Origin of the sequence: Aliiglaciecola litoralis (assembly GCF_039523355.1) — a bacterium.
In the GTDB taxonomy this organism is placed as follows: domain Bacteria; phylum Pseudomonadota; class Gammaproteobacteria; order Enterobacterales; family Alteromonadaceae; genus Aliiglaciecola; species Aliiglaciecola litoralis.
Window position 1 is genome coordinate 45,278 of sequence record NZ_BAAAFD010000005.1, and the last position, 21,792, is coordinate 67,069.

Genomic DNA, 21,792 nt, shown 5'->3' on the forward strand with positions numbered 1-21,792 from the left:
AAACATGAAATTCGCCTTCTCTTTACTGTTAATTGTTTGTTCACTGTCAGTTTTTGCCGCGGAGTATGAAGTCACTAACGCCAATGTCAGGTTGTATAGTGACAAAGTTCAGGTGAACGGCGGTCGGATTTATTCGGATGATGGCACCATATACGCTACCGCGAGTATGTCGGGTAGTAACGTCATTGTAACAGTGACAACCGCCAATGGCAGCAGATGGAACTATACAACTCACTTCTCGGTATATAAATCAAACTTCGATGTGTCGAATATCGTTGCAACTAGCAGCGATTTAATTGGTCGCTCTAGCCGCAATGTTTCATTTACTGCCGAGCAAGGGAGTTTTTATGTGTTATTGCAAACCGTAAATGAGAGTGGCACGCAAAACTTTGCATTTTCTATCAATGAAACGATTGACGTTAGACAGTTAAATCCGCAAGCCAATTCATACAGTCCCGTTAGCGCAAACCTAGAACAAGGGTTCACCTTAACCGTAAACGGTAGCAATCTACCCAATAGCATTGTGGCCAATATAGAGGGCTCGCAAAGTTTATGTAATACCATTTCAACGAGTTCAAACCGAGCCACTTTTTATTGTGTTGCTGAGGTTGCTGGCTCACAACGGGTTTATGTGAAAACCCGAGCCGGCGGAGACATTATCACTGGCTCACACAATTGGCAGATGGTCATTAATGATAACGCTCCTAGCGCTAACTCATACAGTCCAGTCAGTGCGAATAAAAACCAAGCGTTCACCCTAACGGTCAATGGCAGTAATTTACCCAACAGCATTGCGGCCAATATTGAGGGATCGCAAAGTTTATGTAGTGTTAACTCAACTAGCGCAAGTCGCGCTACCTTTAATTGTGTAGCCGAAGTCGCAGGCTCTCAACGGGTTTATGTGAAAACCCGAGCAGGCGGAGAGATCATTAGTGGTTCACACAGTTGGCAGATGGTCATCAATGATACTGTTCCAAGTGCAAATTCCTATAGTCCAGTGAGCGCAAACAAAAACCAAGCGTTCACCTTAACTGTTAATGGCAATAATTTACCCAGCAGCATTGCAGCCAATATTGAGGGGTCTCAAAGTTTATGTAGTGTCAACTCAACCAGTTCTAGTCGCGCTACCTTTAATTGTGTCGCCGAAGTCGCAGGCTCCCAGCGTGTTTATGTCAAAACCCGAGCAGGCGGAGACATTATCAGTGGCTCAGACAATTGGCAGATGGTTATCAACGATACAGTGCCAAGTGCAAACTCCTATAGTCCAGTCAGTGCAACCCAAAACCAAACATTTACCCTAACGGTTAACGGTAACAACTTACCGAACTCCATTGTTGCTAACATAGAGGGCTCGCAAAGCCTATGCAGTGTCAACTCAACCAGTTCTAGTCGCGCTACCTTTAATTGTGTCGCCGAAGTTGCGGGCTCACAGCGTGTTTATGTCAAAACCCAAGCTGGCGGGGACATTATAAGTGGCACAAGTCTTTGGGAAATGACCATAACCGAAGGCGAAGTCGGCCCCAGTGTAAATTCATTTAGTCCGGCAAACGCAATCAAAAATCAGTCGTTCACATTGACGGTTAACGGTAATAATTTACCTGGCACAATAGTGGCAAATATCGAAGGGTCACAAAGTTTATGTAGCATAAATTCAACCAGCTCAAGTCAAACGTCTTTTAATTGTGTTGCTGAAGTTGCAGGCTCGCAACGTGTTTATGTGAAAACCCAAGCTGGCGGAGACATTATCAGCGGTTCGAGCAGTTGGGAGATAATCATAACCGATAGTGAAGAAGGCGCTTTTGTTAGTTCTTTCAGCCCTGCAAGTGCCGTCATAAACCAAGCGTTCATACTAACCGTCAATGGAACTAACTTACCCGATAGCATGGTGGCAAATATTGAAGGTACACAAGGTTTGTGCAGTGTCAATTCAATTAGTTCAAATCGAGCAATTTTTAGTTGTATCGCCGAAGTGGCTGGCTCACAACGAGTGTATTTGAAAACTCAGGTTGGCGGGGAAATTATTAGCGGTTCAAGCAATTGGCACGTAACGATTACGCAATCAGAAAATGAAGAAGGACTTGAGTCGTTAATATCGTTTATATCGGCTAATCAACCTTTATTCAGTAACATTGTTAGTGCCGCCAATATAGATACGGGTTTATCTCGTGCTGAAGCAACTGCGGCATTAGATGTTTTTTTATCTAATACAGTCGTCGATTTTAAAATTGACACCTCAACTCTTGTTAATACATTCGCTGATGTACCCAATGATGAATGGTATCTGCCTTCTTTATTGCGATTAGCCTATTACCACGGGATCCGTACTCAAACCGTAATTACTAAAGAAAACAGTAATTTCAGGCCTTTTGATAAGGTATCAAGACAAGAGTTTATCTCAATGGTTATCAAAGGGTTAAATCTGCCAATTGTCGAGGGTACTGCTTATATTCAGGACTTTTCAGATTTTAACACTGAATCAGTATGGGCAAGCTGGGCAAAACCCTACTTTAATACTGCGGTAAAACATGGTCTTGTGGTGGGTAATGACAACTTCTTGCATCCAGCGCAAGCTCTCACTATTAGAGAATCTTTGCTAATATTAAATCGTGCAAAACACGCATTTGATGGTAATTATTTGCACGGGGGCATTGGCTTTTATGATCGCGATAGTGTTGATGGCGCTATGCATTTACAAAAGCGAATTGGTGAGTCCTATTTGCCCGAATATTATGAGTCTGATTTGGACGGCATCGATATCACTAACATAGAGCAGAGCGTCATTAGTGGCGCTACTGCATTAGCTGAATGTGGTGTCAGCACAACCGTTGTAAAATTAACTGCAGCCGCTACCTTTGCTGCAGATGTTCGTGTGAGCCCTTATTATTGGTGGCAAGCAGATAAAGGTTACTTTAAGCAACACAGTTCAGACACTGCATTTGAAACGGTATGTTTCTTCCCCAGTGAATCTTTAACTGATAATTATCATATAACGGCTTACGGTGGCGACAACATTGGTTATGCCGATGAGTATTCTATAACGGTAAATGGTCGTTTATTTAATTACCAATCGAACGATACCGACGAAGTAATATTTAGTGAAATCACATTGAATAATTCGCCTACTACCATGCGGGCCTCAAAATCCTTTTCGTTAGATTTTGCACTCAATCAAGTTACCAAAGCAGGTGTTAACTATGGCCTAGAAAATGTTGATGTGGTGATGCGAGCACAGAATGGAATCGCCGTCCCTGTATATTCAGGTCACACAATCAATAATAAAGTGACTTTCACTGCACCAGTTATAGAAAGCATCTATGGCCAGTCGGTTAACCTGTTAATTACCGCTCGTGCCGGTGAAATAAGCCGAACAACTACCATATCTGCAACCTATCTGCCTGTTTTTACTATCCAAGGGCGGGTTTACAATACTGATACAGACCTGCCTGTCAGTAGAGTCTTTCTAAATGATACTGTAATATCAGTTGATGAAGACGGTAGCTTTTATCACGAGTTTGATTTTACTCAAGCGAGCAATCAAATCACTATTGCTGCAGAGAGCTTTCAATTAACTAATCAATTCGAACCGGTAATTTCTGCCTTATCGTTTGATAAACCAAACCATTATATTTTGTTAGTGGGTGTTAATAATGACAATGATAGTGATGGTATCGCCAATGACGCAGATCCGGATGATGATAACGATGGCATGCCGGATACGTTTGAGGATACCTATGGTTTATCCGCATTTGATGCCGGTGACGCGAGTTTAGATTCAGATAATGACGGCTTAAGTAATTTAGATGAATTTAATGCAGGGTCTGATCCTACCAATCCAGACACTGACGGAGACGGTTTTAATGATGGCGAGGATCTAGAGCCCGCAAACGCCAGCCCAATCCGCATTAATCAATGGCAGTTATTGTCCGAGCACGACGGTATTGCCAGATTTAGCGGTTGGTATGAGCCAAATCTAGCCGCGCCGATGATCACCGAAAACGGATTACATTGGTTCATGGGTAACCTGTTTGATAGAGGCAGCTCTGTTAGTGATTCAGTACTAAGCTTTAGTACTGATGGATTTGAGGAAACGCCCACCCAAGGCAAAAATATTGCTTTTAAGGGCAATGCAATTGTGAGTTATCAAGGTCGACTACTTTCCTATGGTGGTAGCTCAAATAACATCAATTTTGCCGCAAATGATTTAATCGAGTTCGATCCTGTCACCAAATCTACTATACGATTGACAGCGGCCCCTTTAGCGCGCACACATGCCCAAAGTGTTGAATTCAATGGCAAAATGTATGTGTTCGGTGGCTTTGGTTTCGATACTGAGAACAAAGCGATCTTTGGTATCGATGACGATGGTTTCGTATTTACAAATCTTCAGGAGCAAGCCACTTGGCGCACAGAGATTCAAGTTTACGATATTGCATCGGACACTTGGTCAGTTGCCGGGGAAACGCCTGATCTTCCATCTCTTTCTGATGCACAAAGAATTGGCAGTACAGTCTATTTTAGCCAAAGAATAGACATGCCTACGCCCAGCGAAAGCATAAATACCTACGATTTAACAACCAAAACTTGGGGAGAAATTTTACTGCCCAGTGCGTTTTATAATGCGCAAATGACAAGTGTTGGTCATCTTTTAATATTTGCAGGAAATCTAGGACACCCCAATTGGATCCCAGAAACTTGGCAATCCTATGTATATGACACGCAAACCCGTGAATGGTATCAGGGACCAAGAATGGATGTCGTTGCAGATAGCCTTCATCACTTTGCACTGGCAGGCGATAAAGATACCCTTTATTTGATAACGGATGCCAAAACATTCGAACAACAATCCGGCGGTAAAATTTACCAAATGACCTTTGAAGTTGATGGGGTAAATAATGCTGGCTACCAGCAACGTAGTTTTGCTGATACTAACCTGACAACATTAGACAACAACGATAAGCTTTACATCAATGAGCAGTTAGCATTGGTGAATTTGATTCCACAGCGAGAAACTGATTATGATCTGGTGCTAGCTGGCTCAGGCTCTTTCGAGCAAAAACAAGCATTAAAGCGACTGACTCAGGCGATCTATTCACAAGTAGAAGACGACTATGAGTTTGTGTTCCTGATATTCAATGAAGACGAATATATCGGCTGGCCTGCACCTTATGGCTATCATACGCCAGTACAAAATGACGTAACCGGTATTGGTCAAGGTGTGTTTGATTTCTCCGCAGAATATGGCAGTGCAGGTAAATTGGAAAGTATTGTTGTGCTCAGTACTAAAGATGACCTTATCTTTGGGCCATCTTTACATGAAATGGGACATCGATGGGGTAATTATTTATCAAGTCCATTAGAGTCAATGCGCCAACGAGATTGGCTTGGATGGGAGGATAGTCAGCGCTATCACTGGGGTTATGTAAGTTCGGGCGGGCAGTTAGGTGGGTGGAGTGATTTTTATATCGCTCATTCACTACCTCAGGCCAATGAATATTGGCTTACTGACGCTCGAGAAGGACTTGTTGGCTTTTCTGGCCAAGGCCCTGGAGATAACTCCATACCCTATAGCCCATTAGAGCTGTATTTAATGGGATTCAATTCGCAAAACGAAGTACCCGATATATTGGAGCCGGCGCAGATGCCGATAGCAACACAAATAAATGGTATTTTTGAGCTTGATTCATTCAATACAGTTACGATGGATCAAATTGTCGCAAGTAATGGTCAACGTAACCCACAATCAGGATCAACCCAGCGCTCGTTGAATGCACTCTTTGTGGTGGTTTCTAAAGAGGTGCTAACCGATGAGGAATGGCATAACCATACTCATTTGGTCAACAACTTTACACGTCAAGGAAACGACGATTACTTACGACTAAACAACTTCTGGGAAGCAACGCAAGGCAAAGCGAAATTATCTGACGCTCGTTTATTAGATAGTCTCAAAGAGCGCTCAAATGATATCGATCAAGATGGTGTTAGCAATAGTGAAGATGCCTTTCCGCTTGATCCTGCCGAGAGTGTGGATACCGATTCTGATCGAATAGGCAATAATGCCGATACCGACGATGATAATGACGGCGTGTTAGATGGTGATGATGCGTATCCGCTTGATCCAAATCGTTCAACATTTGATAGTTTTAACGTCAAGCATGACACCAACGGTGACGACAATGCCGACATCTTGTGGCGTAACACCTCAACAGGGCAAAACTGGCTTTGGACTATGAATGGCCGTTCCATTGTTCGCAGTGCCGGTATCAATGTGATTGCCGACCAAGCTTGGCAAATTGTGGGTCGTGGCGATTTCGACGGTGACGGTAAATCGGATATTTTGTGGCGCAACGGCAATACCGGCCGAAACTACATCTATTTAATGGACGGCTTTAATATTAAACAACATGGCCAACTCAACTATGTAGTGGACAGCAACTGGAAAGTGGCAGAAGTGGCTGACTTTGACGATGACGGCAAAGACGACATTTTGTGGCGCCATGCTGTGAGCGGCGATACCTGGATGTACTTAATGGATGGCATGAGTGCGCGAGTGTCTCAAGCCAACTTAAAAGTGGCAGATTTAAACTGGGAGATTGTCGCCAGTGGTGATGTTAACGGTGATGACAAAGCTGATGTGATTTGGCGTCATAAAACCCGCGGCGATAATTACATCTGGTTAATGAACGGCACAACTATCACAAATCGATATGTACTCAATAAAGTAGCCAGCAGTGATTGGACTATCGCCGGCGCCGGTGACTTAAACGGTGATGGCACTGACGATATTATTTGGCGTAATCAGCGAGACGGTCGTAACTGGGCGTACTTGATGAATGGCGGGCAGATCCAAACCAGCGCGATGATAAATAGCGTGGCCAATACTAACTGGCAAATCGCTGATATTTCCGATCTCAATGGCGATGGAAAGGCCGATCTGTTCTGGCGACAAGCACAAAGCGGCCAAAGCTATATCTATTTAATGAACGGTATGAGTATTGATAGTCCAGGGTATAGCACCACTGTTAATCCGGTGTGGCAGGTGATCCAGTAATCTAATGCAAATTAAAGCCCATAGCATGGCGATGCATTCGCATAGAGTGCATCGTTTGCTAAACAGCAATTGGAATCTAATAAAAGTGATAGCATTTCAGTTTAATATTGAATAGTATCTTCGAGGAATTTTTTATTTGTACAGGCACTAGCCTTTAGGGAATGACTTTGAAGATGCAAAAATGGATTTTTTTATTAGTTGTCAGTTTATTTTGCTTTAACTCTGCGGCACAACCAACACTAAATACCACAACAGAGACTCCACAAAAACCCGCTGACATTGTTGCATCCACAGGTTTGTTCGACAGAGTTGAGTTAACTTGGTCAGGTGATGCACCTCGCTATTCTGTTTTTCGCGTTAATCAAGCAACCCCCGATATGGTTTATAAAGTAGGCAATGTAAACCAACCAAATATTGTCGATAGGGGAGAAGTGCCTATTGATGAAAATGATTTTCATGCGGGTAATATGTTTACTTATATGGTGGCTGCTTGTGTTAGTGAATCCAATTGCTCGGAAGCAACCAGCATTAACAATGTCGCATTAGCCAACCCTCCTATATTAACCGGATTATCCGTCGCAGATTCAGATTTAATTCCAACAGGCCATAGAGCGTCATGGAACGCAATTGAAGGCGTTGATGAATATCAATTGTTCGTCAAAGCTGGCAACAACAATGAACACTATTCTACTGCTGAAACCAGTTTAGAGATCCACATCCCAACCGGTTTTGAAGCACAATTATTAGCGTCTGCTTGTTTTAAAGGTAAATGCGGTGAGAGCACTGCTTTATCGATATCTGCAAAAGAAGAGGGCTTAGTTAGTAATTTACGTTATTTCATTGATGAAACATTGGGTGAAGTTAAACTTGTTTGGGATAAACCTAATGCGTTAACAACCTTTGGTTTATTTAAGCAGTCACCTGATACCTTTGTATATAGTAAATTCGCTGAAACACAGTCTAATTCCTACGTTTTTAATTTATCTGACAACGAAAAAAGTGGTTTGGTTGTCAAGGTTTCCGCCTGTAATGAAAAGAAAGTGTGTGACACAGGGAAGTTTTTGGCCATAGATCCCATCCGCGCACTCAATCGCTATAACGAAGGAGCGCCAGAAGTTAAAGTCAAAGGCTTTGCTAACTTTGCTTTAGTGAGCGTGGGTGAAAATCGATTAGACAAATTTGAATCGATAAAATTATACCGCAGGGATGCGATGTTTGGTCAAGAATCCTTGATTGATACTAAAGATATTGGGATTGGTGCGCAGTACACTTATGTCGATAGCAATATCATGCCAGATCGTGTTTATTACTATCAAATCGAGGGATGTGTAAATGATTTTTGTACACGCTCTTATGATGTCATATTTAGTGGAATTGAGAGTTATGCTTCGCAAGTTTCAACGATAAGCGATTTCAGCGCATCCTTTGAGGTATATCGAGATAAAATAGAACTCAATTGGACCGCTATCAACAATGCCGACCAAATCGAAGTGTATCGTAAACAAGGCAACTCTTTATTTGATTATGCTTTTATTCCGATAGCTAAAGTTGCTGGAGATGCGTCGCGCTTCGTTGATTACACGGCTGCACCGGGATCTGACTATTATTATTTTCTTAAACCTATAATCGATCAAAAAACCGGGCTGCAATCCAATGTTGCCAAAGGTCGTATTGATTATGACATTGGAATAGTAATTAAACCTGATGCGCCAATCGTTAAAACCCACCTTAATCGATTTGACAAACAGATATACGTTTATGTTGATCCTTTACCAAATTTAACTGGAGCGGAGTTTTACGTAGCGAATTCATTAAATGGTGAATATGTAAAAATACCAGACAATAACAGCGCAGATTTTTCAAATTACATTTATGGCTTAAATAAAGGCCAGACCAAATATGTTAAAGCACGTATTTGCACCAATTACGCATGCAGTGACTTCAGTGATGCAATATTAACCAGCACATCTTCGTTTGAACGTATTCCAAGTGTGAATATTGAAAAACCCACTATTAGCCAGTTGCATAGTAATGCATTAAAAATATCCTTTGCTCGCGTAAGTGATGCATCTTATTACAAACTGTGGCGCAAAAGCGGTGGTTTTTCTGGTTATGAGAGTGTCACCAAGATTTACACCAACGAATTCATAGATGATGACGTAAATCCAGGTATAAGTTATGAGTATAATTTAACAGCGTGTAATTTAATTGGCTGCTCAAATCAAAGTGATTCAGCGCACTATACTACTAAACCAATAGGAAGGTTTTTTCCGGTTGTTATCTCAGAAGTATCTAAGTCATTCGAAGAAGCAATCTATATTACTTATCAGTTAGAATCCTACAACTTTGAGGCTGACAATATATCACGGGTAAATCTTTATGTTTCTGATTCCATCGACGGTGAAAAACGCTTATTTAACACAGATGAACAGTTTTCTGGATATGGCAGCACGATATTCAACGACGCAGAGTTAGAAAAAGACTATTACTTTTGGGTAGAGTTCTGTTTTGGTTCTGAATGTAGGATAAATCCAGCTTACAAACTAGGAAGGTTATTTATCCCTGAAGAAATGCCGCGCACTGCGCCGCAGCTTACACTTTTAAATTTTAATAGTTTTAATAGTGTAGCCGTAGAATGGGATCGCACATTTGGTAGTGCTGACAGAGAAGTTTATTGGTCTGAGTCGTTGCATGGCGAAAAAATGCCGCTGCAAACTTATTCAGGTCCACAACCTACAAACGCTTTGCACGTTATATCTCAAGTCATTGGTAACGAATATAAACCTAAAACAGGCTATTTTTGGGGGCGGAACTGTTACAACCAAATTTGTAGTGATTTTTCACAACCACTTTCAGCAATAATCGCCGCAAAAAATACACAAGTGATTGATCAAGCGATAAGCCAACTCATTTTTGACAATAGTGAGTATTTAGTGGCTGATGGACAGGCTGGAATTAAAATTAGTGGTAATACGATTTCGACATTACAAAATGTGCATATCGCCAATGGAGTAACATTTAGCTTTGACTTTTTTCTACAAAACTACGATCCCTTCTTCTGTGGAAAAATTATTTCTAGTGGTATCAAATTTGAGCAATATGTTAGTTATGGTGAATTTTCAAAATTTAACACTGACTTAGTTCGTGTCTATAAAGGTGGGGCCAATTGCTCTGGTCAGCCGCTTTTTATCGACCCAAATAGTGTGTACGTTGTGGTAGGTGCAGATTTAACAAAGTTCACTAAAATAAATATCGAAGATATTGATTCTCGTTGGATGAACGTTAGCGGAGAAATTGATCAAAATGATTTGTTAACTGTCAGAATTCAAGGAATGACGTTAGAACCAGAAAACGTATCTTCCATTCTAACCATTAATCCTGATTTTTCCGGCTTTACGTTCAGCTCTCACGCCTTTGACGCGGGCGTTGCTAATCTCAGGATCACAGGTACTCCGTTTAATACCGATAGACCTCACCCATTGGATACCGCGCGCCTAGATTCATACGGCAGTGAAGCCAGTTTGTCAGCTGTCTTTTACAGAAATGCGGCTTATCCAAATGGTCCTGCGGTTAAGGCTAGTCTTTACCGAGTTGGTCGCAATAATACGTTGGAACTTGTCTGGTCAGATTCGTTGATAAACGTAAATCATCAAACAACAAATATACAGATTGAGCAAAATGGCAAATATATATTATTGGGTAAAACCTGTCATGAAGATCGGTGCTCGCCAACTGTGAGCGGCCAAGCGAACGCAGCGTTTTACTTAGGAATTGCAAGTTTTAAGGCAAATGTATTAGAACAAAGTCGCGCTATTAACCTGACTTGGCAACTGGTTGACGCCGAATCGATTCAGATTTTTACCGGTTCAAACCGCAATAATATGACGATGTGGAAACAAAGTAACGAATCTGACGAAATCATCCCTAATGTTGAGAGTGAGGGGCTGTTTATTTATGCTCGCGCTTGCAAGCAAAATATCTGCAGTGAACCGACCGAGGTTATAGCGGTCTCGATTGACGGGGATTTTGATGGTGATGGATTAATTGATGAACAAGAGATAATTCATGGTACGGACCGTTATCACTCTGACTCTGACAACGATGGTTTAACCGATTTTGAAGAAGTGCAATTTAGTACTAACCCACTGCTCAAAGATACAGATAATGACGGTGTTTTAGATGGCGATGATGCGTATCCACTGGATCCAAATCGTTCAACAATTGATAGTGTAAACGTCAAGCATGACACCAACGGTGACGGCAATGCCGACATTCTGTGGCGTAATTCATCTACCGGCCAGAACTGGCTGTGGACCATGAATGGCCGTTCCATTGTTCGTAGTGCCGGTATCAATGTGATTGCCGACCAAGCTTGGCAAATTGTTGGTCGTGGCGATTTCGACGGTGACGGTAAATCTGACATCTTATGGCGCAACGGCAATACCGGCCGAAACTACATCTATTTAATGGACGGCTTTAATATTAAACAACATGGCCAACTCAACTATGTAGTGGACAGCAACTGGAAAGTGGCAGAAGTGGCTGACTTTGACGGTGACGGTAAAGACGACATTTTGTGGCGTCATGCGGTGCGCGGTGATACCTGGATGTACTTAATGGATGGCATGAGCGCAAGAGTGTCTCAAGCCAATTTGAAAGTTAGCGACTTGAACTGGGAGATTGTCGCCAGTGGTGATGTTAACGGTGATGACAAAGTCGATGTGATTTGGCGTCATAAAACCCGCGGTGATAATTACATCTGGTTAATGAACGGCACCACCATTGCCAATCGATATGTACTCAATAAAGTGGCCAGCAGCGATTGGACTATCGCCGGAGCCGGTGACCTAAACGGTGATGGCAGCGACGATATTATCTGGCGTAATCAGCGAGACGGTCGTAACTGGGCGTACTTGATGAATGGCGGGCAGATCCAAACCAGCGCGATGATAAATAGCGTGGCCAATACTCACTGGCAAATCGCTGATATCTCCGATCTCAATGGCGATGGAAAGGCCGACCTGTTCTGGCGCCAAGGACAAAGCGGCCAAAGCTATATTTATTTAATGAACGGTATGAGCATTGATAGTTCAGGGTATAGCAACATTGCTAACCCCTCATGGAATGCAATCAACTAAGAGTGAAGTAAACTAATTGTTAAACAGCGTGCGATTTGGAAGTCGAATTTGAGACGACAACTTTTTTTAATCATATTTTGGAGAAACAACGTGTTAAACAGTCCCGCAGTATTTAGTATTTTCTGTTTTGTAGCTAAATTTTTGTGCGCGCTTCTCTTTATGTTCCAAATTTCCTTTTCTCTATTAGCTGCTAATGGTGATATCAAATGGACATATCAGACTGATGAAATAGTTCAATCCACCGTTGCAATAGATAAAGGCGATAATCTTATATTTAACGAAGGGGGACGAAAGGTAACCTCTTTGGATAAAAATGGTGTTTTAAACTGGTCATTGTTGCCCGATGATACTTTTAAGTTTATCGACGCTCCAATAATTGATATTGATGGCAATATTCTGATCATATCTTCCTCTTTGTTAAAAGGCCAAACAATCTTGGAAAGTTACTCTCAAAACGGAGATAAAAATTTTAGAACACTTATTACGGGCGGAACTGCAGATATTGGTCCATCGATTTCAATCAATGGTGAGATAGCACTTGTCCTAAAGAGCGGTGCTCTGCTCGTGATTGATAATTATGGTAGATTGTTGTGGCGTGATTTACTTGAAAGCGAAATATCTTCTCGTCCAATTTTCGATCAAGAAAACAACCTATATGTTGCTAGCTATTCTTTACAATCATTTAATATGGAAGGTCAAAGAAGGTGGTCTGAAACTATATCTAGGCAGGGTAATTCGCTAATGCTTAGAAATCCTGTTGTAGGTCTAAATAACACTGTTATTGTCGATTCATCGCAAGGTATGGCATCAATTTCAATGCAAGGTATGAAGCAATGGATTGATTCGAGAAGGTTGGTTAAAAGAGAAGGGGCTCAAATCGTAGGACCTCAAGGGGAGATTTACCAAATTGAAAAGGGAGAGCTTCACGCTCTTCGTGCAGACGGAAGTTTGCTCTGGATTACTGACTTATACGAAGATTCTTCACTTGGGGTAAAATCTACTTATCCTGTCATTACTAAAAGTAGAAAGATTATTGTATCTCAAAGGGATTCAGGATTAACGGTTCTTAATAATTACGGCGACATTTTGTGGCAGAAACCGAATTTAAGTCACTCTAGTTTCTCACCAACCGTCACCCGCTTTGGCGATATAATTATGGCAACTGATGATAAGCAAATAATGTCAATAGAGAGTGACGCAGGCTCACTGAGTGATTCACCTTGGCCTAAAATAGGGGGTAGTTTAGCCAATAACAATTCGGCCCCTTTGTGGACTCGTGATTTTGACTACGATGGATTATTGGATGAAATTGACGACGATATAGATAACGACAATGTAGCTAATCAAATAGACGGACTACCCTACGATCCATTAGAAACTTTGGACACTGATGGTGATGGCGTGGGTAATCTTAGAGATCTAGATGATGATAACGATGGTATCCCAGATCTAGAGGACAATGAACCTACTAACAATCAATACTGGGATAATGTTCAACGAACTAATCTATTGTGGAAATTTGAGCCAACAAAAAATCCGCAAACGGAAGAATCTATTGCTCTAGATACTATGGGTAATACTTATGTAGTATCGGGTAATGGAGATGGACGGTTTTATAAACTCAGCCCATCAGGAAAAATCTTGTGGCTATATAACTTTGGTACCTTCGCGGATCTATACGCACCAGTTATTGCAGATAATGGTGATATCTATGTTAGTACTGGTAAATATCGTGCTTTGTATGCCTTCAAACCTGATGGACAGTTAAAATGGACTCAACACTTCGATTTAGTAAAGAAGCCTGTCATTTCCCCTGTCGAAGATAAAAATGGAAAAATTAATATTGTTGGTGGTTATGCTAACCAGTTAGAACTATATCAGCTCGATCCGCTAGGCACTATATTGAGACAGATTTCCCTCACTGAAATTCAGAAAGTTGGAGGAATAGCGCTAGCAGCTGATGGTTCGATATACATAACGGCCACTGATAATGTTAGTGATTTTGGTCGATTAATAGCAATAGATAGTTTAGGTAACATTAAATGGCAATTTCATACCGATTATAGGATAAATGCGGCTCCTTCTATTGGCCAATTTGGTACAGTCTTCTTTGGTGATTTTGATAATACCTTATATGCGGTATATCCCAATGGCAGTTTAAAATGGAAATATCAATGGGATGGTGAGTTTCAATTTAGAAAGCGTCCTACAATTTCAAAGCAAGGAGATCTGTTAGTTGGCGGCACTTATCATTTTGCTTCTATCGACCGAAATGGGCTATTGAACTGGCAGTATCAACTTTCAAGCAACCCATCGGCAGCCACGATTGGTAGTGACGGAAGTATTTTTATAACAGACGTCGATTATATCTGGCGCTTTTCACAAAATGGAGAAATACTGTCTAAGATTGATGTTTCCCCATACAAAACCAGCCCAAATTCTCCTGCCACAATATCTTCATCCGGAGTTATTCATTTTGGTACGCCACACTTTGCGTACTCTAGTTTGCTAGAGGGAATACAGGATTCACCTTGGCCAAGCGAGTTGCAAAATGGCAAAAATAACGCATCCGACAAATCCGCAGAGCACTTACCTGAGGATCTGGATCAAGATGGTGTTTATGACCAAATCGACACAGACGATGATGGCGATGGTGTATTGGACGAAGACGATGCTTTCCCTTGGGATAAAACCGAAACTCTAGACTTTGACGGTGACTTTATTGGCGACAATGCAGATCAAGATGACGATAACGATGGTGTTCCAGACAGCGAAGACGATGATCCCAAGAATGCTCAAATTGGAAACAGCAGGTCAGAAGGAGGTATGTACTGGTCATTTTTAACAAACGGGATGATAAAGCACTCGTCACCGGTAGTAGATAGCCTTAACAACATCTATTTTGGCTCTGATGATGGGAATTTTTACGCAATGAGTAAAGATGGGCAACTAAGATGGGTTTATGAAGGGACATCTTTAATTCGAACAGCCCCTCTTTTAGTCGATGATAAATATCTTTATTTTGGTGATATGGATGGCCTGATTGTGAAGTTAGATCTTCAAGGAAGCGTAATTTGGAAGAAGCAAATTGAAGGTAATGGATTCACAGGCATATTAGGGCTATCGTCTGATCGAACTAGTACAATTTACGTGACGTCAAGAGATTTTAATTTATATGCAATTGATTTCAATGGGAACATTAAGTGGAGTCTAGTTACAGGGGGCTACATAAATAGTAATCCTTCGGTAGCAAAATCAGGGACAATTTATACACATGGCTGGAAGAACGTATACTCTATTGCCCCTTCAGGAGACATAAATTGGGTAACTCCTCTCACTCGCACCGTAACTACATCCATATCGATTGATAAAAATGAAAACATTTTTTTTGGCTTAGAAGACGGCAAAATCTATTCCTTTAGTAAAGAAGGCAATAAACGATGGGAGTACTTTGCCAGTTATGGTTTGAAAAGTTCTCCAGCAATTGACGCTCAAGATAATGTTTATTTCGCGGCAGGCGATAAAGGACTGTTCTCGTTGTCTAACCAAGGTGAACTAAACTGGAATTCTGCTATAAATGCATTTGTAGAAAGCTCTCCTATTATCACATCAAAAGGGTATATCTTAATTGGCGATAATGAAGGGCGGCTTTCTGCTTTCTCAAAATCAGGAAGCTTGAAGTGGCAATTTGCAACAGATGCTTTTATAACTTCCGCACCATCCATTGATAATGGTGGGCAGATATATTTAGCTTCCAACGATCATAAAGTCTATTCGATAAATAGTCAGGCAGGAGGCGTTGCAGCTGCCCCATGGCCAAAAGGTAACCAAGGATTCTCCGGGAAAGACTGTACCGATGATTGCAATGCAGTAGATCATCCTGCAGTAACAAACGACACCAACGGTGACGGCAATGCCGACATTCTGTGGCGTAATTCATCTACCGGCCAGAACTGGCTGTGGACCATGAATGGCCGTTCCATTGTTCGTAGTGCCGGTATCAATGTGATTGCCGACCAAGCTTGGCAAATTGTTGGTCGTGGCGATTTCGACGGTGACGGTAAATCTGACATCTTATGGCGCAACGGCAATACCGGCCGAAACTACATCTATTTAATGGACGGCTTTAATATTAAACAACATGGCCAACTCAACTATGTAGTGGACAGCAACTGGAAAGTGGCCGAAGTGGCAGACTTTGACGGTGACGGCAAAGATGACATTCTGTGGCGTCATGCGGTGCGCGGTGATACCTGGATGTACTTGATGGATGGCATGAGTGCGCGAGTGTCTCAAGCCAACTTAAAAGTGGCAGATTTAAACTGGGAGATTGTTGCCAGTGGTGATGTTAACGGTGATGACAAAGCTGATTTGATTTGGCGTCATAAAACCCGCGGCGATAATTACATCTGGTTAATGAACGGCACAACTATTACCAATCGCTATGTGTTAAACAAAGTGGCCAGCAGTGATTGGACTATCGCCGGAGCAGGTGACTTAAACGGTGATGGCTGCGACGATATTATCTGGCGTAATCAGCGAGATGGCCGCAACTGGGCGTACTTGATGAATGGCGGGCAGATCCAAACCAGTGCGATGATTAATAGCGTGGCCAATACTCACTGGCAAATTGCCGATATCTCCGATCTCAATGGCGATGGCAAGGCTGATTTGTTCTGGCGACAAGCACAAAGCGGCCAAAGCTATATCTATTTAATGAACGGTATGAGTATTGATAGTTCAGGGTATAGCACCACGGTTAATCCGGTGTGGCAGGTTATTAAGTAATTGTAGATGAAGAAATAACTCTGATCACTTTTTAGGTTAGAAAGCCACATAGTTAATCCATTTTGTGAAAGTGATTGAAAGAGAGGTTGATTGCCTCTCTTTCTCTTCCTTGCCGAATACCCTTATTTGTCAGAGTACTTCCCGAACTTTCCCCTCCCGAATAGGTGTTAAAAAATATAACTATGTATTAATAATCAAACTTGTTTGGTGGTTAATTGAACAGTCAAAAGCGAAATATTAGGTACACTAGAATAACTAGCTAACTAACTGTTTTTAAGGGACTAAATTCAATGCTTAATAGCACGCCAGCTTTAACATCAAGCCTTTAGTCACAACCTTAAGCGCAACCGCGCTGAGAGCAGTCTGTTCACATGCGCTAACAAACAAAACAACAACTATGTTTCATAGCAATTTTTAAAGGTGACTTAAATGGAAATTTTTTCAGTAAAAAAAGCAATATCGACATCCTTATTATATTTGGCATCCGGCGTTGCATTAGCCGACGTACCTTTCGTATTTCAGAGCAACTCTCCAGCCAAAGCAACAGAAGTAAATCAAAACTTTGCTAGTTTGGATGCGCGCGCTGCTGACCACGAATCTCGAATTATTGTCCTCGAACAGGGGCAAAATTCGAACAGCGCAGACTTAACACCAATAACTATTAACGGTGTTGAGAACTTGCGCGAGGCTACATACGAACAGTACGCAGCGGCGTTAGCAAAAAAACCAATGAGTCCCAAAGTGGCCATGTCAGTAGATTGCTCAACCGATAAAAATGCATTGCGTGAAACGTTTTTGCAATATTCTTTTGTTAAACATCTGACCTTATCAATTACGGGGGAATGTTATGGTTCACTAAATCAGCTTGCTGACTCTGTCATTCAGATCCATAGCCAAGTTTTGGGACTAAATGGTGAAGCAGATAATGCTGCGCTTATCGCTGATCCGGTCACTGAACAAGTTGATTTGTTAGGTGGCTTTGGCGGTGGATTGTATTTGTCGAACCTTGATATAACGTTGGGTAATAGTGACTTTGCAGTGCTGTTTTCAAGAAACTCGCATAATAGCATTCGCGATACTGTTATTAACGTGCCAAATAGTTCGTCGGCATGGGGTATATGGGCTCAAGCTGGGGCGCAATTTTACATCGGCAATGTCACCATTAATTCCCCCCAAGGTATTGGTCTAACCGGCGGTGCAGTGATGCGCACTATCGGTGAAGTAACCATTGAATCTGATGCCATGAAGTATGCGCTTGTAAGCCGAGCTTCTACAGCGCGATTGGCTTCAACAATATACATTAACGGACAAAGAGCAGAAAACTACGACCTGTGGGATGCGGTTGTTAATATTACTGAGGGTTCAAATTTTTATACTGATGTACACCGCACCGCATCCTTAGATTTGCAAATGTACGGTGCTGTTGACCTTTCTAAAGATTCTATTTTATCACTCACTAGTCTAGATATAGCCAACGGGTTTATTGGCCTAAATCATGGTAAATTGCAGGTTGATGATTTAAATCATTTAGCCGGTGGTCTTTATGTTTATGACTTATCTGATTTTAGAGTGAGCAACGGGGTTATGGGCCAAAATGCTGAATATATTGCTGCTGTAGGCAATAGTAGTTGGGTTGATATAAAAAATGTAGCGGCAACTAATGTGCACATGCAAATCAATGGCAATGTTACCTTTGCAACCAGTAATGCCCAGTGGAAGAGTTTGTACAGCAATATGGGGTCAACTGTTTATATTGAAAACAGCACGTTCTTGGATTCCGTTGAGCTACAGAATCAGTCAGTAGCAAACATTTCTGGCTCGGATAATATTGCCACCACAATGCGCGCACTTTGGATCGATAGTGGCTCTGCTGTGACGGCAGAAAATATTACCGTCAACGAGGGAGTTGCACTGACTAAAAACTCAACCCTGACCTTTAGTAATTCAACGGCCAATGATATCAATGCAGCAAGCTCACAGGTGACTGTCAATGACGCTACTGTAAATAATTTGGTCGCAGAGTCGAGCACTGTTATTGTTGATAACTCACCAATGACCGAGGTAAATGCCTCACGAGGTTCGAACATTACTCTCAATAACGTGACTTCTGACGGCAAAGTAGTGGCTGAGTTCAATTCATCGTTGGCGCTAAATAGCAGTACTGTTGAGAACGCAATGGTACGATTTAACTCTTCTTTACAAATCGCCGATTCAACCGTAATTGGTTCGAATTCCGTAGTTGACTACGTGTCAGCTTCAATCTATATCGACAGAAATTCTAGTCTAGGATTTTGGGGCGTATCGGGCCTTGGCGACGGTGCGTTGCCAATTCGCGTGGAGGCGTCTTCTTTCGCTGAGTTTGATTCTGGTTTTGACCAAGGTTTAGATGGTATCACTATAGGTCATTGCAGCAGTTCGGTTGTGTATGTTCCTGAGTCAGCTAACGCAATTGTTACTAACGGTTGCTAAGGTAATAGTCATGAAAAAATTATTACTGTTTCTGTTTATCTGCGCCGGGGTGAATATAAACCTCGCGAATGCGGCATCGCTGTCATGGGATAACGGTACTTGGGATGCATCCGCATGGAGCGCAGGCGGGGATATCGAATGGGACGACACCGATGGTGATAGCGTGTTAAATCGGGACGACCTTGACGATGACAATGATGGATTGCCAGATACTTTCGAGCTCGCCAATAACCTTAATCCAGTTGACGCCAGCGATGCTACTGCCGACAACGACGGTGATGGCCTGACTAATGGTGAAGAGTATTTATTGGGTAGCAATATTAATTCTGTGGATACCGATGGTGATGGCATCAACGACAATGTGGATAATCAACCACTGCTATTTGGTGAGTCATCCGAATATCAATTTTCATACACCTTTGATGGCAATACCCGAGGCGAAGCTGGCGTGGTTATCACAGGGGTTGTGGAAGGTATGTTGCAACCTGATAATGACACTATCGACATTCTCGCCATTACTAAAGTGAGTTTGGCAGGTTATGAGTACCAGATATCTGAATCTATTGGTATCCAAGCCATCCTTCCTGAAAATACCCCTCGTATGAGCTTATCTGGTGCGGTGTTGGATTTTTGGGTTTGTGTACAAGGTTTCTCACAAACCCGAAATGACGGTAGTGGAGATTGCCCGTTTGGTACAGAAGGCGGGTTTTTGTTTAGCCAAAACGGTTTAGATGACATCACTGAGCCTTGGGCATTAGCGGGGATTCCAGAGCTAGGGAATAGTTATCGCAACAGTGATTTACCATTAAACATAGATAATTGGAATGCCAAATTGGTAGCAACGCAAAGTGATACCAACGGAGACGGTAATGCCGACATTCTTTGGCGTAATTCATCTACCGGTCGCAACTGGCTATGGACCATGAATGGTCGTTCAATTCTTACCAGTGCCGGTATTAACGTTATTGCTGACCAAGCGTGGCAAATGGTTGGTCGTGGTGACTTTGATGGTGATGGTAAATCAGATATCTTGTGGCGTAACAGCAATACTGGTCGTAACTACATATATTTGATGGACGGCTTTAGCATTAAACAGCAAGGCCAACTCAACTATGTGGTAGACACTAACTGGAAAGTGGCAGAAGTAGCTGACTTTGACGGTGACGGTAAAGATGACATCTTGTGGCGCCATGCGGTGCGCGGTGATACTTGGATGTACTTGATGGATGGCATGAGTGCACGAGTATCTCAAGCCAACTTACGAGTTGCAGATTTGAACTGGGAGATTGTTGCCAGTGGTGATGTTAACGGTGATAACAAAGCCGATGTGATTTGGCGTCATAAAACCCGTGGTGATAACTACATCTGGTTAATGAACGGCACCACTATCAGTAATCGTTATGTGCTCAATCGCGTGGCTAGCAGTGATTGGACAATCGCCGGAGCCGGTGACTTAAACGGTGATGGCACTGACGATATTATCTGGCGCAATCAACGAGATGGCCGCAACTGGGCGTACTTGATGAATGGTGGGCAGATCCAAACCAGTTCACTGATTAACACCGTAAGCAATATCAACTGGCAAATCGCCGATATCTCCGATCTCAATGGCGATGGCAAAGCCGACCTGTTCTGGCGACAAGCACAAAGCGGTCAAAGCTATATCTTCTTGATGAATGGTTTGAGTGTCACAAGTGCAGGGTATAGCAATACGGTTAACCCTGTTTGGAAGGTTATCCACTAGGGTATAGATAGAGGGGATGAAATAGTGTATTTTCGTCCCCATCTATGACAACACATGACACAAAAGGATATCAATTGTGAAAGTGATCTTGGTTTTTATACTAATTGTTGCCGCTATCGGCGGTTATTTCGCGTTTTTTGACACTGACAAACCCGCCATTGAGTTAACAGAAGAAGCAAAACAACTACCGCTAACAAACACCGATGGCACGCAGCAAGATGCGCTTTTGGAAAAACAGCAAGGTCCAACGAAAGGCGATGTTTATGCACCTGTAGTCAACGATAGTCGCTCATTATTATCTGTTCAAAAGGCAGCCAAAAACGGCTCTCAACCCGCAATGCCTAATGTTCAATATGCAGATCCAGCAGATGATATTATCGGTAAGTACGATCCAACTGCGATTGCCCCCGAGGATGAATCGGTCCAAAACGTGTATGACGATGCGATGCAAGTGACTGAGTCAGATGCGCTGGCACCTGAAGCGGGCAGTGAAATGATGCCCAGCGGCGAAGGTAACCCCATGTTTGCTGAGTCAATTGATGGACAAGATGCCCCCGAGTCTATGGATGGGCAAAACCAATAGCCCTCTATTCCGAATTACTGCC

6 protein-coding genes are annotated in these 21,792 nt (G+C 42.3%); all 6 read left to right on the forward strand.

Going from position 1 to position 21,792, the window contains the following annotated elements:
* Window positions 1-4: 4 nt before the first annotated feature.
* The 6 genes from ABD036_RS10090 to ABD036_RS10115 all read left to right on the forward strand — a co-directional run bounded on the left by ABD036_RS10090 (window position 5) and on the right by ABD036_RS10115 (window position 21,770).
* On the forward strand, window positions 5-7,048 hold the full coding sequence (locus ABD036_RS10090) for an FG-GAP-like repeat-containing protein (RefSeq protein WP_343859418.1): 7,044 nt from the start codon (window positions 5-7) through the stop codon (window positions 7,046-7,048).
* A gap of 173 nt (window positions 7,049-7,221) precedes the next feature.
* Window positions 7,222-12,186: an FG-GAP-like repeat-containing protein gene (locus tag ABD036_RS10095; protein WP_343859420.1), complete on the forward strand. Its 4,965-nt coding sequence runs from the start codon at window positions 7,222-7,224 to the stop codon at window positions 12,184-12,186.
* A gap of 90 nt (window positions 12,187-12,276) precedes the next feature.
* Window positions 12,277-16,974 (forward strand): FG-GAP-like repeat-containing protein, encoded by a 4,698-nt coding sequence (locus tag ABD036_RS10100; RefSeq protein ID WP_343859422.1) that lies wholly within the window; start codon window positions 12,277-12,279, stop codon window positions 16,972-16,974.
* Window positions 16,975-17,403: 429 nt separating this feature from the next.
* The gene (locus ABD036_RS10105) at window positions 17,404-19,443 is read left to right on the forward strand and encodes a hypothetical protein (RefSeq protein ID WP_343859425.1); all 2,040 of its coding nucleotides are present in this window, start codon (window positions 17,404-17,406) and stop codon (window positions 19,441-19,443) included.
* A gap of 10 nt (window positions 19,444-19,453) precedes the next feature.
* Window positions 19,454-21,187, forward strand: a complete 1,734-nt coding sequence (locus ABD036_RS10110; protein WP_343859427.1) for an FG-GAP repeat domain-containing protein — start codon at window positions 19,454-19,456, stop codon at window positions 21,185-21,187.
* A gap of 76 nt (window positions 21,188-21,263) precedes the next feature.
* Window positions 21,264-21,770: a hypothetical protein gene (locus ABD036_RS10115; protein WP_343859429.1), complete on the forward strand. Its 507-nt coding sequence runs from the start codon at window positions 21,264-21,266 to the stop codon at window positions 21,768-21,770.
* The last annotated feature ends 22 nt before the right edge of the window (window positions 21,771-21,792 follow it).

Bases quoted from the DNA above. Each gene is read 5' to 3' on its own strand.
- ABD036_RS10105 (WP_343859425.1), top strand. From the start codon at position 17,404: ATGGAAATTTTTTCAGTAAAAAAAGCAATATCGACATCCTTATTATAT.
- ABD036_RS10095 (WP_343859420.1), top strand. From the start codon at position 7,222: ATGCAAAAATGGATTTTTTTATTAGTTGTCAGTTTATTTTGCTTTAAC.
- ABD036_RS10090 (WP_343859418.1), top strand. From the start codon at position 5: ATGAAATTCGCCTTCTCTTTACTGTTAATTGTTTGTTCACTGTCAGTT.
- ABD036_RS10110 (WP_343859427.1), top strand. From the start codon at position 19,454: ATGAAAAAATTATTACTGTTTCTGTTTATCTGCGCCGGGGTGAATATA.